The following is a 12,911-nucleotide window of genomic DNA, read 5'->3' on the forward strand; positions in this document are numbered from 1 at the left end:
GGAGGTAACGCTGTGAAGTACTTGCTGCTGATCAACGCTGGTGAACTCGACCTGACCGGTGGAGCGGTCGGATGCGAACCGGAGGACTGGATGCGGTTCGACAAGGAGATCACCGATGCCGGGGTGGTCGTGGCGTCGGAGTCGCTGGCGGACCTGGTCACCCAGACCCGGGTGCAGGTGGCCAACGACGGCAAGCGGACCGTGACCGACGGGCCGTTCGCCGAGACCCGTGAGGTGCTCGGCGGGTTCTACGTGATCGACGTACCCGACCTGGATGTCGCACTCGACTGGGCCGCCAAGTGCCCGGGCTCGCACGCCGGCGGTTCGGTCGTCGTCCGGCCGGTCGCGGAGTTCCCGGGCGCATGACGATGGACCAGGTCGAGGCAGTCTTCCGGGAGGAGCGCGGCCGGTTGCTGGCCGCGTTGGCCCGGCGGTTCGGCGACCTCGACCTGGCCGAGGAGGTCGCGGCCGAGGCGATCGAGACGGCACTCGTCCGCTGGCCGGTCGACGGCGTACCGCCGAACCCGGGCGGCTGGCTGATGACGACCGCCCGGCGCAAGGCAGTCGACCGGCTGCGCCGGGACCAGGTGTACGCCGCCAAACTCGCGATCCTGAAGGTGGATGCCGACCGAGCCGAACCGCCGCGGGCTGGCGGCGAGTTCCCGGACGACCGGCTGGAACTGTTCTTCACCTGCGCGCACCCCGCGCTCGCCCCTGAGGACCGCGGCGCGCTGACCCTTCGCTGCCTGGCAGGACTCAGTACGCCGGAAGTCGCGCGAGCGTTCCTCGTCCCAGCGGCCACGATGGCGAAGCGAATCGTCCGAGCCAAGTCGCGGATCCGCGACGCCCGGATCCCGTTCCGGGTGCCTTCAGCTGATGAGTTGCCGGAGCGGTTGCCCGGCGTACTGCAGGTGATCTACTCCGTCTTCACCGAGGGATACGCGGCCAGCTCGGGACCGTACCTGCAGCGGCTCGACCTCGCCGAGGAAGCGATCCGGCTCGCCCGCATCCTGCACAAACTGCTCCCGACCGAGCGCGAAGTCGCCGGCCTGCTCGCGCTGATGCTCCTCGTCCACGCCCGCCGCGACGCCCGCACCGGCCCCGAAGGCGAGGTCGTCCTCCTCGAACACCAGGACCGCACCCGCTGGGACCACGACCAAATCACCGAGGGCCGCGCCCTGGTCGTCAGCGCGCTGACCGGCGGCCCGGCCGGACCATACGCCGTACAAGCCGCCATCGCCGCCGTACACGACGAGGCGGCGAGCTTCGCCGCCACCGACTGGCCGCAAATCGTCGCACTGTACGACGTCCTGTCCGCACTGGACCCCTCACCGGTAATCGCCCTCAACCGCGCCGCCGCAATAGCCTTCCGCGACGGCCCCGAGGCCGCCCTAACCCTCCTCGACTCCCTCGCGAACGAACCCCGCCTCCGCGACTACCACCCCTACGCCCTAGCCCGAGCCGACCTCCTCCACCGCCTGAACCGCCGCACCGAGGCAGTCGCCGCCTACCAACAGGCACTCAAACTCGCCGGCTCCGACCCCGAGCGCCACCACATCAGCGCCCGCCTGGCCGACCTCACGGAGACCTCATGAACGACATCCAGCACCGCATCGAGGCTGAGCGCCTCGACTTGGCCAACTTCCTCGACACCCTGACCGACGCGGACTGGGCGGTGACCTCGCTCTGCCCCGCGTGGACTGTCCACGACGTCGTCGCGCATCTCACGCTCTCCACCCGCACCACGCTGTCCGACGTACTGCGCGGAGCGATCCGTGCCCGCGGCAACTGGGAGCGCATGGAAGCCGACGCAGCCGTCTCGCGGGCGGCGGCGTTCACGCCGGCTGAGCTAATTGCTCAGTTCCGCGAAACCGCAGCCTCGACCAAGCGCTCACCCGGCTCGAAGCCCCTCGACACCCTCACCGACGCCCTCGTCCACGGCCAGGACATCGCGATCCCCCTCGGCCGCGACCGCCAGATGCCCCTCGACCTCGCCCAAGCCGCCCTCGACCACGTCCTGAAGAGCCCGTTCTACGGAGCCCGCAAACGCTTCCGCCACACCCGCCTAACCGCAACCGACACCACCTGGTCAGCCGGCCACGGCCCCACCGAACTACGCGCCCCCGTCCAAGACCTGCTCCTCCTAGCCACCGGACGCGAAGCCCGCGCCAACCAGACCATCAACTAGCCCACCTTGTCAGCCGGTACACCGAGTGCCAGCCTGAACAACCATGGAGACCCTGTACGACGCCGCGAGTGGAATGGATGGGATGGTCCGCCTCGCACACGCGTGGCATGAGCGGGTCCTCGCCGACGAGGTGGTGAGCCACGCGTTCAGCCACGGGTTCCACCCGGACCACACTCAGCGGTTGGCGGCGTACTGGGCCGAGGCGCTGGGCGGGCCGACGGCGTACACGGGGGTGTACGGCGACGAGACGACAGTGGTGTTCATGCACAGCGGCAACGGCGAGCACCTGGAGATGGATCGGCGCGCGATCGCGTGCTTCGACGAGGCTCTGAACGACGTTGGACTGACCGACCCGTTGAAATCGGTCCTGCACGACTACTTCGCCTGGGCGACGTCGGTGTCGATGGCTCGGTACCACGGCTCGAAAGAGCAAGTGCCGGAGGGAATGAGCATCCCACGGTGGTCGTGGGACGGGCCTCAGGAGGCGGCTGAGTCGTGAGGTAGGGCTACCGACTTGGCGACGAGCTCGACGGTCGGGTCGTGCGGAACGTCCGGGTTGCCATCGACGACCACGTGGGCCCGGTCTCGGGTGGACTGGGTGGCGAAGTGGTCGCGTTCCCAGCGCATCCATTCGAGCCAGTGGTCGCGGAGGGCTTCGCCGTCGCGTTCGATGCCGCGGTCGAGGCGGACCTCGTTGGTGGTTTCGATCCAGAGGCGGAGGGACTGCCAGCCGTCGGCGTCGCGGTCGCAGGAGGTGACGCCTTCGACGACGAGGAGGTCGACGGTGACCGGTACGACGTGGAGCTCGGCGTACGCGCCGGTGTTCCAGTCGTAGCGGCGGTAGCGGCCTTCGCGGCCGTCGGACAGTCGCTGCAGGACGTGGTCGCGGAGGAGGGCGAATCCGCGTTCGGCGCCGGCCCAGCCGTCGTACAGGTCGTCCATGTGGATGACGAACGTGTTCAGGCCGCGGTTGTTGGCGCGGGCCTCGAAGCGGGCGGCGAGGGTGGACTTGCCGGAGCCGGCCGGGCCGTCGACGGAGATCAGCCGGGTCCGGCCCAGCCGCGGGGGCGCGGCCTGGACGTGGTCGAGCAGGGAGTCCAGGGTCAGGGGGGTCTCAGTTGATTCCATGGCGCTTCAGGATGTCCTCGATCTCGTCGAAGTCCGACGAATCCTGCTGCCCACCCTTGGTCTTGGGAGGAGCAGCTTTGGCAGGGGCAGCCGACGCGGGGGCCGGTCCGGTGCTGGTCAGTTCACCGGCGGGCTTGGCCTTGGGTTTGGGCTGCTTGGGCTCCTTCGGGCTGCGGCCGCGGGCGACGCCGGAGACGACGTACAGCACCACCGAGACGCCGAACAGCGCGACACCGGCCCACACGGTCGGCGAGAAGATCAGATGGGTGACCCAACTGACCGCCGACCGAACCACGTCCCAGACCAGCTCGAGCAGCCCGGTCAGATAGAGCGAAACCGGCAGCAATGACCAGGCCACTCCGCGCGTCCCGGCCGCGAGCCCGCGCCGCCGCCAGGCGACCCACGAGCCGATCAGGCCGAGCAACGTGAGGCCCACGCAGAACGGCAGCAGCGTCAAATCGTTGAAGTCAGGCACATACCCAGGCTCGCACAGTCAGCCCGCGATCCAAGGGGGGAAGAGCCCTGACGCCACCCTGAAACCGCGCTCCGGGGACAATAGGCGCGTGCAACCAGCAGAACGGCGTTTGGCATTCACAGGCTTCGACAACGACGACGGTACGGCGGACGCCGGACTGGCGGCGGCTCTCGCGGCCGGGGATCACGGGGCGATGCTGGCGGCGCTGACCCGGGCGCGGCTGCTGGTACCCGTGGTCGCGATGCTCGGCGAGGTCGAGTACGACGAGAAGGGCCTGGCGCACGACAAGACGTCGGACATGGCAGTCGCCCTGCTGCAAGGCCAGGACGGCCGGAACGCGCTACTGGCGTTCACCGGTACCGAGAGCCTCGCCCGCTGGAGCCCCGAGGCCCGCCCGATGCCCGCCCAAACCCAGTTGGTAGCCACCGCCGCCATCCAGGAAGGCGCCGCCGCAATCGTCCTCGACATCGCCGGCCCGGCCCCCGGCGTGATCGAAGAAGACGACGTACGCCGCCTAGCCGCCGGCCTCCAGGTAGTCCGCCTCGAAGACGGCACCCACGGCTGGATAGAGCCCGCGGGCCCTCATTTGGCTGGCTAGGCACTCAGATCGCGTTCAGCCGACGGGGGAGGCTAGGGCGTCCATGGGCTTGGGGCGCATGGCGATCCGGCCGGTGATGGCGGTGGTCGGGAGGACCAGGAGCAGTACGACGGCCACCCAGGCGAGCAGGATCCAGGGCGGACCGGCGGGGATCGGCCAGCCGCGGCTCGCGACCGCGATCGGGAGCACGGTGAAGGCAGCCGCGATCAGCCCGATCACCAGCCCGAGGCCGGCGATCACGAGGCCTTCCAGCATGAGCATTCGCGATACCTGTCGGCGGGTTGACCCGGTCAGGCGCTGGAGGCCGAACTCCCGGCGCCGATCCAGTACGGCGACGGCGATCGTGTTGACCGAGGCGATCGCCGTGTACGCGACCGCGATCCCGGCCAGCAGGTAGGCGATATACGCGTCGACTCCGAGACCGGCGTCGTACCCGTCACCCAGCAGCTCCCGGCCGCCGACCGTTGCCCCGGGCCACTTCTTCGCCACGTCGACGGCCTTCTTGTCCGAGGTCTTGATCAGCAGCATGCTCGGCAGGCCGGTCGTGGTGTGCGCGGCTAGCAGGTCGGCAGGTAGCAGGAGTGGTTCGTAGCCCGACGGGCCCTCGGCCAGCGCGACCACCTTCACCTTGACCAGCGCGTTGTCCCCGAGCCGGACGCCGAGCTCCGAACCCACATCCACCTTGAGCTTCTTCGCCGTACCGGGTGGCAGCGCGATCGTCGAACCGCGCAGATCGTCGAGCGAACCCTTGGTGACCTTTCCCTCGTACACGGGCCCGCTCAGACCGAGCAGCGGCCAGGCGTCGCTCGTGTGCGAGTCGTCGTACGGCGCTTCGATCCAGCCCTTGCTGCGGACGAGTTCGGAAACCGCGGTGACGCCGGGCAACGTTTTGGCGTACTCGGTCAGCGGAGCCGGGATGCCGCCGGTCGAGCTGGTGATGACGACATCCGCGGCGAGGTTGCCAGTCGCGGCCTCGACGGCCGCCTTCTGCTGGGTGGTCTGGGCGTAGATGTTGCCGAGGGCAATGGTCGTGGCGATGGTGATCGGGATCAGGATCGCCGCGAACTGCACGGCCCGGACCCGGAGGTTGATCACCGCGAGGACCCCGCTGGTACCGCGCTTCTCTAGTGCAGTAGCTAACCGCGGTACCAGCGCGCGCTGGATCACCAACGGCGCGAGGATCGCCACCGCGATCGATCCGGTCAGACCGGCCGGCCCGCCGATCGCTGCGGCGTTCGTGGGGCTCATGAAGAGGGTGGACACCGCGATCGACACGGTCACCCCGGCGAAGATCAGGCCGAGCAGGATCCGCACCCGGCCGAGCGCGACAGCCGGTACGGCGGCCTCCGCGAGCGCCTGGATCGGACGGATCTGCGCGGCCTTGCCGGCGGCGAGTCCGACAGTGACCCGCAGTACGACGAAGGTCAGCAGCGCGGCACCCGCGAACGGCAGCGGCCCCTGGTCGAACCGCAGTTGCGAAGGCACGATCCCGCCATCAGCCAGCAACCCGAAGATCCACCGCCCGGCGAACCGCCCGCACAGCAACCCAATCACCAGCCCGAGCACGCCAACCACCATCGTCTCGGCGACCACCATCTTCCCCCCCTGCCGAGGCGTCGCCCCGCTAGCCCGCAACAACGCCAACTCCCGCCGCCGCTGCCGAACCGACAACCCGATAGTCGCCGAAACCACCAGCGCCATCACCACCGCCACCATCCCCCCGAAAACGCCGGCCATGATGATCAACGGCAAACTCGTAGCAATCCCCCGATACTCCGCCACCCCCCGATCGTCACCGCTGTAAGCCTTCGCCCCCGCAGGAAGTGTGAGCCCCTCCACCGCCGGCCACACCCCAACCGCATCAGGCGCGGGCGACAGTTGCTCAGCCTCCGAGTCCGCAAAAAACACCGACGGTACGTCGACCTGTCGCTCAGCCACCGCAACCCCAGCCACCGTGTACTCCCGCGGCGTACCGCGCACAGTTACGCTCACCCGGTCGCCAGGCTCGGCGGATCCAGCCAGCCGCTCGTCAAGCACCACCTGTCCCGGCTGAGGCGCGCGACCCGCAGTCAGCCGGTACGGCGTGAGCGCCGCAGAAGTCCACCCATGCCCAATCAACACCTCACCCGCGGCAGCGCCATCCGCACCGCCCGACCCGCTTGCGCCATTCGCTCCTCCCTCCCCGCCCGACCCGCCCGGACCGCGGGATCCGGTGCCTGCGTGCGTGACCACGGCGGGGAAGGAGCGGTCCGCGATCACCTTCGCGACTCCCGGCGTACTGGCGAGCTTGTTCACCAGGTCCGCGTCCACACGGTGGCGTTCGGGGAAGGCGGCTGAGCCCGAGCCGTTGGGTGGGTGATAGGCGGGGTCGCCGGTGATGACCACGGGAGCCGCGGCGAGGCGTTGGGGCGGGGCGTTCAGGCGGAGGCCGGTTTCGAGGAGACCGCCGGCGGCGGCGAGGAGGGCGCTGCCTAGGAGCAGTGCGACGAAGATCGCCAGGAAGGCTGCGGTCCGGTGGCGCAAGGTGGTGAGCGCGAGTCGAAACATGATCTGGTCTCCGAGGGGTCGTGGCTCAGGGCTGGCGGGCAAGAGGCTGGGGCGTGGGAAGGAGAAAGTGAGGGCGTGGGTTGAGGGAGTGGTGAGGGGTGGGGAGTGGCTGGGGGGTTAGGGGCGACGGGGAAGAGGCTGAGGCTTGGGGGTTATGGAGCGGGCCGTGAGTGAGGGTGGTGAGTGGCTGGGGGGTTAGGGGGTGGCGGGGGAGAGGCTTAGGTGGGCTAGTTCGGCGGCTACGGTTTCGGCGGTGGGGTGGGTGGACTCGGACACGATTCGGCCGTCTACCAGGAAGAGGACGCGGTCGGCATACGACGCTGCGACTGGGTCGTGGGTGACCATGACGATGGTTTGGCCGAGGGCTCGGGACTGGTCTCGTAGGAGGGCCAGGACTTCCAGTGCGGTCACGGTGTCGAGTGCACCGGTTGGTTCGTCGGCGAAGGTGATGGCTGCGCGTCCGGCCAGGGCTCGGGCGATTGCGACTCGCTGCTGCTGGCCGCCGGACAGTTCGCTGGGGCGGTGACCGACGCGCTCGGCCAGACCGACGCGGCTGATCACCTCGTGAACCCACGGCTCGTCCGGCGACTTGCCGGCCAGCGTGAGCGGCAGGACGACGTTCTGTCGGACGGTTAGCGCGGGCATCAGGTTGAAGGACTGGAAGACGAAGGCGACGTGCTCACGACGCAGTTCGGTCAGTGCGGTCTCGTCGAGTCCCAGCAGCGACTGCCCGGCCAGCGTGACCTGTCCGGACGACGGGGTGTCGAGACCGGCTGCACAGTGCAGGAGCGTGCTCTTGCCGGAGCCGGATGGCCCCATCACCGCAGTGAAGGAGCCTTCGGCGAATCCGTAGGTGATACCGCCCAGCGCGGTGACTGCGCCCGGACCAGTGCCGTAGACCTTCTGGACGTCCGTGAGCTGGACCGGGGCGTTCACACGCCCACCTGTACGTCGGTCTTGCGGTGGTACGACTCGTGTGTCCACCACAGGATCCCCACGACCATGCCGAGCCCCAGGTCGGACCAGAGCCACCACGGCCAGTCGAAGTGCCCGAAGACGGCCAGCGTGACCCAGATGACGAATTGCACGACGCAGGTGACCAGCCAGACCCCGGTGACCGCTCGCAGCGCGACAGTCAGACCCCGCGGCGGAGTGGCGTCGGCAACCCCGGCGAAGACCTGTCGCAGATCACCGCGGTTCCGGGCGTTGGCCAGCAACGACAGGCGGTCGCTGGCAGCAGGTGGGGTCAGCGCACCTCGCCGTACGGCGCTGTCGAGCTTGGCGGTCGCGGAGCGGCGGTCGGCGTCGGTGAGCACGACCTGGTCGGGGAGCAACAGCGGATCGAGAAGAACGGTGTTCATCGGAGGAGTCCTTTCGCGGAGTGGCTATGAGAAATAGCGTAGGGGTTGAACAGTTCGACTCGCCGGGTGTCCAAGACCCGAAGAGGGGTGGAGTTAGCACCCCTCTTCCGCGGGGATCGACCGCTCCGGGCGACGCGTGCGGGAGGATGGAGACATGACCGACGACCTGCCACCCGGCCTCGCCCTGGCCTGGGGTGTGCAGCCGGTCGGCCGCCGGGGACCGAAGCCCGGTCTGTCGGTCGAGCAGATCGTCGATACCGGCATCGAGTTCGGGGACACAGCGGGATTCGAGGCGATCTCATTGCAGAAGATCGCGGCGCACCACGGCGTCACCACGAATGCGATGTACCGCTATGTGCGCTCCAAAGACGAGCTGATCGTCCTTGTCCACGACAAGGCGCTCGCCGCCCCGCCTGAGCTACCAGCCGGCTGGCGTCCGGCCGCGACGGCCTGGGTGCACGCGCTGGTCGACCGCTACGCCGAGCGTCCGTGGCTGCTCGACGTACCGATCCGTGGGGCGCCCAATACGCCGAACATGATGCGCTGGGCCGAGGTGATGCTGCAGGCCTTCGCCGAGACGCCGTTGAGCCAGCACGACGCACTTGGCTGCCTGATGCTGCTCGACGGGTTCGCCCGCAACTACGCGAACCTGGCGCGCCAGATGGGCGCGAACGACGACGTACCGGTCCAGGCCGAGCAGGTCGGCGCCTTCCTCGTCCCACGCCTGATCGAGCACAACTACCCCATGCTCGTCAGTCTCTACAGCAACGCCGAGTACGAGGACGGCCTCGACGACGACCTGGAGTTCGGCCTCACCCGCACCCTCGACGGCATCGAGGTGCTGATCAAGGCAGGGTGATGCGGACCGGCCCTTCGGTCCGCGCGGCGACCCACTGGAGGTGGAATTCGCTGCCGGGGGCAACTTCCGGCCGCCGCTCCGGCTGGGTGCGCAGGTTGATCGGCGCGGTCAGCGTGGTCACGGCGGGTTCAGCCGGTACGCCGTTCGTCCGCACCGAGGCGACTACGCCGGCCAGCGCCTGGGCGGCCGGCTTGCGTTCGTGGTCGACGGTGAATAAGCCCAGGTCGTACTCGCGGTCCGGGAAGTCCAGCAGCCGCCGGTCGATATCGTGCGACGACCACCACGTCACGCCGTACAAGGCTGGATTCGGCAGCACGTGCTCGACCGTCCGCCGCGTGAACTCCGCCTGCAACTCGACCGGGATGTCCGGCCCCGGGACGCCGACCTCCTGCAGCCAGACCGGCCGCGACGGATCCAGCGACGTCGCAGCCGCGAGCTCGACCAGGTAGTCGGCATGGCTGAGCGTCGCCGGACCCATCGGCCCGTCCACTCGGGAGACCCCGTTGAACACCCAGGAGTGGACCGTACTCAGATCACCGAGATCGACCACATCGGTCGGCAGGAACGGGTGATCGGCTTTGTACCAGGCATCGTCGAACACCGAATGCAGCGCCAGTACGTCGGGCGCCGCCTTCCGCACGGTGTCCAGCAGCTCGGTGGCCCACGAGGTTGACGCCCCGGCGGTGCTCGGGCTGTCGGGCCAGAGGTTGTTCACCTCGTTCCCGAGGGTGATCGCGAACAGATTCGGCTTCTCCGCGACCGCGCGGGCCACAGTGTCGACGTACGCCGTCAGTCCGTCGCGGACCGTCGGATCCTCGAACAGGCTGGCCTTGTGCCAGGTGAGCACCCATGACGGCAGGAAGTCGAAGCTGGACAGGTGTCCCTGGATCAGGTCGACCGCGACGCTCAGCCCGTGCTCGGCCGCGGCATCGATCGTGTCGAGCAGATCCGTCAGAGCGCGCTCGCGGATGATCGCCCGGTTCGGCTGGATCCACGGCCAGACCGGGAACACCCGCACGTGGTCCAGGCCCAACCCGGCCAGATCCGCGAAGTCCCGCCGTACGGCGTCGCCGTCGTAGTCGAGCCAGCTGTAGAACCAGCCGCTCGAAGGGACGTAGTTCGCGCCGAACCGCGGTTCCAAAGACATGATCCGCATGCTAAATCGGTTTAGCCACCCCGAGCAACCCGGGTTGCCCACTCACCCAAGGGGTTGCCCCTCCAGATTCTCGCTGGGCAACCCCTCATCTCAGGGGCTGCCCGTTCGGTTGGGGGGTTGCCCGTCCGGATTCTGGCTGGGCAACCCCCTGGCTCAGGGGGCAGGCGGGCGGCGGGTCAGGCGGGTGGGGCGGTGGACTCGCGGACGGTGAGGACGGGGTCGGCGGTACGGCGGTTGACCGGGACCTCGGGGTTGGCGATCACCTCGAGGAGGACCTCGGCGGCTTGGCGGCCGAAGTCGAAGGTGTCGCGGGACATGGCGGTCAGGGCCGGGTGCATGAGCTGGGTGAGGATCGAGTCGTCGAAGGCGACGATCGACAGGTCGCCGGGGACCGAGACGCCCATCTCCATCGCCACGCCGAGCCCGGCCACGGCCATCACGTCGCTGTCGTAGACGATCGCGGTCGGGCGATCCGGCTGGGCGAGCAGCCGGCGGGTGGTCGCGGCGCCCTCGGCGTCGCTGAAGTCGGTGGTCAGGGACGGCGCGTCGAGCAGGCCGAGCCGCGGGGCCGCGTCGCGTACGGCGCGGATCCGCCGCTGCGTGTGCTGGAAGATCGGCGTACCGGCGACGTGGGCGATCCGGCGGTGGCCGAGCGCGGCCAGGTACTCCACGATGGTCAGCATGGCGTCGCGGTCGTCGGCCCACACGGAGGCGAGCTGTCCTTTGCCGCCGCGCCCGCCGATCACCACCGCGGGCAGCTCGAGCTCCTTGAGAGCGTCGATCCGGGGATCGCGCACGGTCAGGTCGACCAGGATCACGCCGTCCACGCGGTGCTCGGACGTCCAGCGCTTGTAGACCTCGACCTCGGTCTCGGTGTCCTCGACGATCAGCAGCTGTAGCGAGATCGACTCCGCGGACAGCCCCGACTGCACGCCGGACAGCAGATGCGCGAAGAACGGCTCCACACCGAGCGTGCGGGCCGGGCGAGCAATCACCATCCCGACCGAGTCCACCCGGGACGCACCGAGCGCCCGCGCGGCGCTGTGCGGCCGCCAAGCCATCTGCTCGGCGATCCGCAGGATCCTCTCCCGGGTCGCGTCGCTGACACCGGGCCGCCCGTTCAGCGCGAACGACACCGCACCCTTGGACACGCCCGCCCGCTGTGCGATGTCCGCAATCGTCGGTCTGGCCACGGTACCTCCCTCACCCTTGACAGCGGATTCTACGATGTGAATAGTTCGGGAGCTATACCGGTTTATCAAACCCTGGAGAATCCCCATGCGTAGACGCCGTTCGGCGCTGGTGGCGTTGCTCGCCACCTCGGCCCTCACTCTGGCCGGCTGCGGCCTCGGCTCGTCCGACAGTTCCGGTGACGGCGGCGCCAAGCCGACCGTCGGCGCGGACGCCCAGGTGACCGGTGAGGTCTCCTTGCAGACCTGGGCCCTGAAGCCGAAGTTCACGTCGTACGTCGAAGGTGTGATCAAGGCCTTCGAGGCGAAGTACCCGGGCACCAAGGTGACCTGGTTGGACCAGCCTGGTGATGGTTACGACAAGAAGGTCCTGAGCCAGGCGTCGGCCGGGCAGCTGCCCGACGTGACCAACCTGCCGCCCGACTTCGCGCTCCCGCTGGCCAAGCAGAACCTGCTGCTCGACGTCGCCGCGGCCGACCCGAAGATCAAGGACGAGTACGTCGAGGGTGGCGTCGCGGCGTACCAGTACCAGGGCCTGAACGGAACCTTCGGTTACCCGTGGTACCTGAACACCGACATCGACTACTGGAACTCGGACAAGTTCGCCGCGGCCGGTCTGGACGTGAAGAACCCGCCGAAAACCTTCGACGAACTGCTCGCGGCCGCCAAGGTGATGCACGACAAGACCGGCGGCAAGGAATACCTGATGAGCCGGCTCCCGGGCATCGGCGACTTCACCAATGCGGGCGTGAAGATCCTGTCCGACGACGGCAAGAAGTTCACCTTCAACACCCCCGAGGCCGCCGCGCTGCTGGACAAGTACCGCGACGCCTACAAGGCCGGCTACCTGCCGCGCGACATCCTGACCCAGGAGTACCTGGGCAACTCCAAGCTCTTCACCCAGTCCAAGGTCGCCTGGACCACCGGCGGTGGCAACGCGATCCAGGACTTCACCAAGGACAACCCGTCGCTGAAGGGCAAGATCGTCCCGTCGCCGGCGCTCGACACCCCGCCGCTGTACGTGCAGGGTCTGTCGGTCTCGGCCAAGACCAAGAACCAGGCCGCCGCGATCGCGCTGGCCCGCTTCGTCACCAACGCCGAGAACCAGGCCGCGTTCGCGAAGATCGTGAACATCTTCCCGTCCACCAAGGCGTCTGCTTCGGACCCGTACTTCTCGAAGAGCGACGGTACGCCGGAATCCGACGCGAAGGTGCTCGCGTTCGAGTCGCTGGCCAAGGCGAAGTCGCTCACGCCGGCGATCATCAGCGGTGCCACCAACGACTTCATCGGCCAGCAGATCTCGCTCGCGATCTCCGGCAAGATCACCTCGCAGGCAGCCCTGGACGCGGCCGTCAACAAGGCCAACCAGCTGCTCACTCAGTAAGGCCTCTGCTCAACTTAGGGACGGT

Annotated in this window: 14 protein-coding genes; 7 read left to right on the top strand and 7 right to left on the bottom strand. The window is 68.7% G+C overall.

The window, feature by feature from the left end:
* Window positions 1-12: 12 nt before the first annotated feature.
* Genes ACFTSF_RS38595 through ACFTSF_RS38610 form a run of 4 tightly spaced genes read left to right on the top strand, consistent with a single transcriptional unit; the run spans window position 13 to window position 2,687 of the window.
* A complete protein-coding gene (locus tag ACFTSF_RS38595) occupies window positions 13-366 on the top strand; it encodes a YciI family protein (RefSeq protein WP_380160212.1) in 354 nt (117 codons plus the stop codon).
* The gene (locus ACFTSF_RS38600; RefSeq protein WP_380160214.1) at window positions 363-1,595 is read left to right on the top strand and encodes an RNA polymerase sigma factor; all 1,233 of its coding nucleotides are present in this window, start codon (window positions 363-365) and stop codon (window positions 1,593-1,595) included. Before ACFTSF_RS38595 ends, ACFTSF_RS38600 begins: the two co-directional genes overlap by 4 nt.
* The gene (locus ACFTSF_RS38605; protein WP_380160215.1) at window positions 1,592-2,188 is read left to right on the top strand and encodes a maleylpyruvate isomerase family mycothiol-dependent enzyme; all 597 of its coding nucleotides are present in this window, start codon (window positions 1,592-1,594) and stop codon (window positions 2,186-2,188) included. Before ACFTSF_RS38600 ends, ACFTSF_RS38605 begins: the two co-directional genes overlap by 4 nt.
* Before the next feature lie 43 nt (window positions 2,189-2,231).
* Complete coding sequence (locus tag ACFTSF_RS38610; protein ID WP_380160217.1) at window positions 2,232-2,687, top strand: group II truncated hemoglobin; 456 nt, start codon at window positions 2,232-2,234, stop codon at window positions 2,685-2,687.
* On the opposite strand, the gene ACFTSF_RS38615 is transcribed toward ACFTSF_RS38610, so the two are convergent.
* Both ACFTSF_RS38615 and ACFTSF_RS38620 read right to left on the bottom strand, forming a co-directional pair.
* Window positions 2,666-3,316, bottom strand: coding sequence for a uridine kinase (locus tag ACFTSF_RS38615; protein WP_380160218.1), 651 nt, complete (start codon window positions 3,314-3,316; stop codon window positions 2,666-2,668). The two genes, ACFTSF_RS38610 and ACFTSF_RS38615, sit on opposite strands and share 22 nt — an antisense overlap.
* Window positions 3,303-3,791: a hypothetical protein gene (locus ACFTSF_RS38620; protein ID WP_380160220.1), complete on the bottom strand. Its 489-nt coding sequence runs from the start codon at window positions 3,789-3,791 to the stop codon at window positions 3,303-3,305. The genes ACFTSF_RS38615 and ACFTSF_RS38620 overlap by 14 nt, the downstream gene beginning before the upstream one ends.
* Before the next feature lie 88 nt (window positions 3,792-3,879).
* On the opposite strand from ACFTSF_RS38620, the gene ACFTSF_RS38625 reads away from it, so the two are divergent.
* On the top strand, window positions 3,880-4,389 hold the full coding sequence (locus tag ACFTSF_RS38625) for an SseB family protein (protein WP_380160222.1): 510 nt from the start codon (window positions 3,880-3,882) through the stop codon (window positions 4,387-4,389).
* 15 nt (window positions 4,390-4,404) lie between these two features.
* On the opposite strand, the gene ACFTSF_RS38630 is transcribed toward ACFTSF_RS38625, so the two are convergent.
* The 3 genes from ACFTSF_RS38630 to ACFTSF_RS38640 form a co-directional block, all read right to left on the bottom strand.
* Entirely contained in the window at window positions 4,405-6,936 is a 2,532-nt protein-coding gene (locus ACFTSF_RS38630; RefSeq protein ID WP_380160224.1) for an FtsX-like permease family protein, read from the bottom strand.
* 195 nt (window positions 6,937-7,131) lie between these two features.
* Entirely contained in the window at window positions 7,132-7,872 is a 741-nt protein-coding gene (locus ACFTSF_RS38635; RefSeq protein ID WP_380160226.1) for an ABC transporter ATP-binding protein, read from the bottom strand.
* Window positions 7,869-8,297: a DUF1707 domain-containing protein gene (locus ACFTSF_RS38640; RefSeq protein WP_380160228.1), complete on the bottom strand. Its 429-nt coding sequence runs from the start codon at window positions 8,295-8,297 to the stop codon at window positions 7,869-7,871. Before ACFTSF_RS38640 ends, ACFTSF_RS38635 begins: the two co-directional genes overlap by 4 nt.
* A 154-nt stretch (window positions 8,298-8,451) precedes the next feature.
* On the opposite strand from ACFTSF_RS38640, the gene ACFTSF_RS38645 reads away from it, so the two are divergent.
* A complete protein-coding gene (locus tag ACFTSF_RS38645) occupies window positions 8,452-9,156 on the top strand; it encodes a TetR/AcrR family transcriptional regulator (RefSeq protein ID WP_380160230.1) in 705 nt (234 codons plus the stop codon).
* On the opposite strand, the gene ACFTSF_RS38650 is transcribed toward ACFTSF_RS38645, so the two are convergent.
* Window positions 9,143-10,303: a glycosyl hydrolase gene (locus ACFTSF_RS38650; protein ID WP_380160232.1), complete on the bottom strand. Its 1,161-nt coding sequence runs from the start codon at window positions 10,301-10,303 to the stop codon at window positions 9,143-9,145. The two genes, ACFTSF_RS38645 and ACFTSF_RS38650, sit on opposite strands and share 14 nt — an antisense overlap.
* A 185-nt stretch (window positions 10,304-10,488) precedes the next feature.
* On the bottom strand, window positions 10,489-11,505 hold the full coding sequence (locus ACFTSF_RS38655) for a LacI family DNA-binding transcriptional regulator (RefSeq protein ID WP_344165920.1): 1,017 nt from the start codon (window positions 11,503-11,505) through the stop codon (window positions 10,489-10,491).
* Between the two features lie 85 nt (window positions 11,506-11,590).
* Here ACFTSF_RS38655 and ACFTSF_RS38660 point away from each other — a divergent pair, with 85 nt between their 5' ends.
* Entirely contained in the window at window positions 11,591-12,886 is a 1,296-nt protein-coding gene (locus tag ACFTSF_RS38660) for a sugar ABC transporter substrate-binding protein (RefSeq protein WP_344165918.1), read from the top strand.
* Window positions 12,887-12,911: the final 25 nt, after the last annotated feature.

Origin of the sequence: Kribbella sp. NPDC056951, assembly GCF_042674205.1 — a bacterium.
Lineage (GTDB): Bacteria > Actinomycetota > Actinomycetes > Propionibacteriales > Kribbellaceae > Kribbella > Kribbella yunnanensis.

Excerpts from the sequence above, each read along its gene's own strand:
- ACFTSF_RS38640 (WP_380160228.1), bottom strand. The coding sequence starts at position 8,297 with ATGAACACCGTTCTTCTCGATCCGCTGTTGCTCCCCGACCAGGTCGTG.
- ACFTSF_RS38630 (WP_380160224.1), bottom strand. The coding sequence starts at position 6,936 with ATGTTTCGACTCGCGCTCACCACCTTGCGCCACCGGACCGCAGCCTTC.
- ACFTSF_RS38660 (WP_344165918.1), top strand. The coding sequence starts at position 11,591 with ATGCGTAGACGCCGTTCGGCGCTGGTGGCGTTGCTCGCCACCTCGGCC.
- ACFTSF_RS38610 (WP_380160217.1), top strand. The coding sequence starts at position 2,232 with ATGGAGACCCTGTACGACGCCGCGAGTGGAATGGATGGGATGGTCCGC.
- ACFTSF_RS38605 (WP_380160215.1), top strand. The coding sequence starts at position 1,592 with ATGAACGACATCCAGCACCGCATCGAGGCTGAGCGCCTCGACTTGGCC.
- ACFTSF_RS38645 (WP_380160230.1), top strand. The coding sequence starts at position 8,452 with ATGACCGACGACCTGCCACCCGGCCTCGCCCTGGCCTGGGGTGTGCAG.
- ACFTSF_RS38615 (WP_380160218.1), bottom strand. The coding sequence starts at position 3,316 with ATGGAATCAACTGAGACCCCCCTGACCCTGGACTCCCTGCTCGACCAC.
- ACFTSF_RS38650 (WP_380160232.1), bottom strand. The coding sequence starts at position 10,303 with ATGTCTTTGGAACCGCGGTTCGGCGCGAACTACGTCCCTTCGAGCGGC.
- ACFTSF_RS38600 (WP_380160214.1), top strand. The coding sequence starts at position 363 with ATGACGATGGACCAGGTCGAGGCAGTCTTCCGGGAGGAGCGCGGCCGG.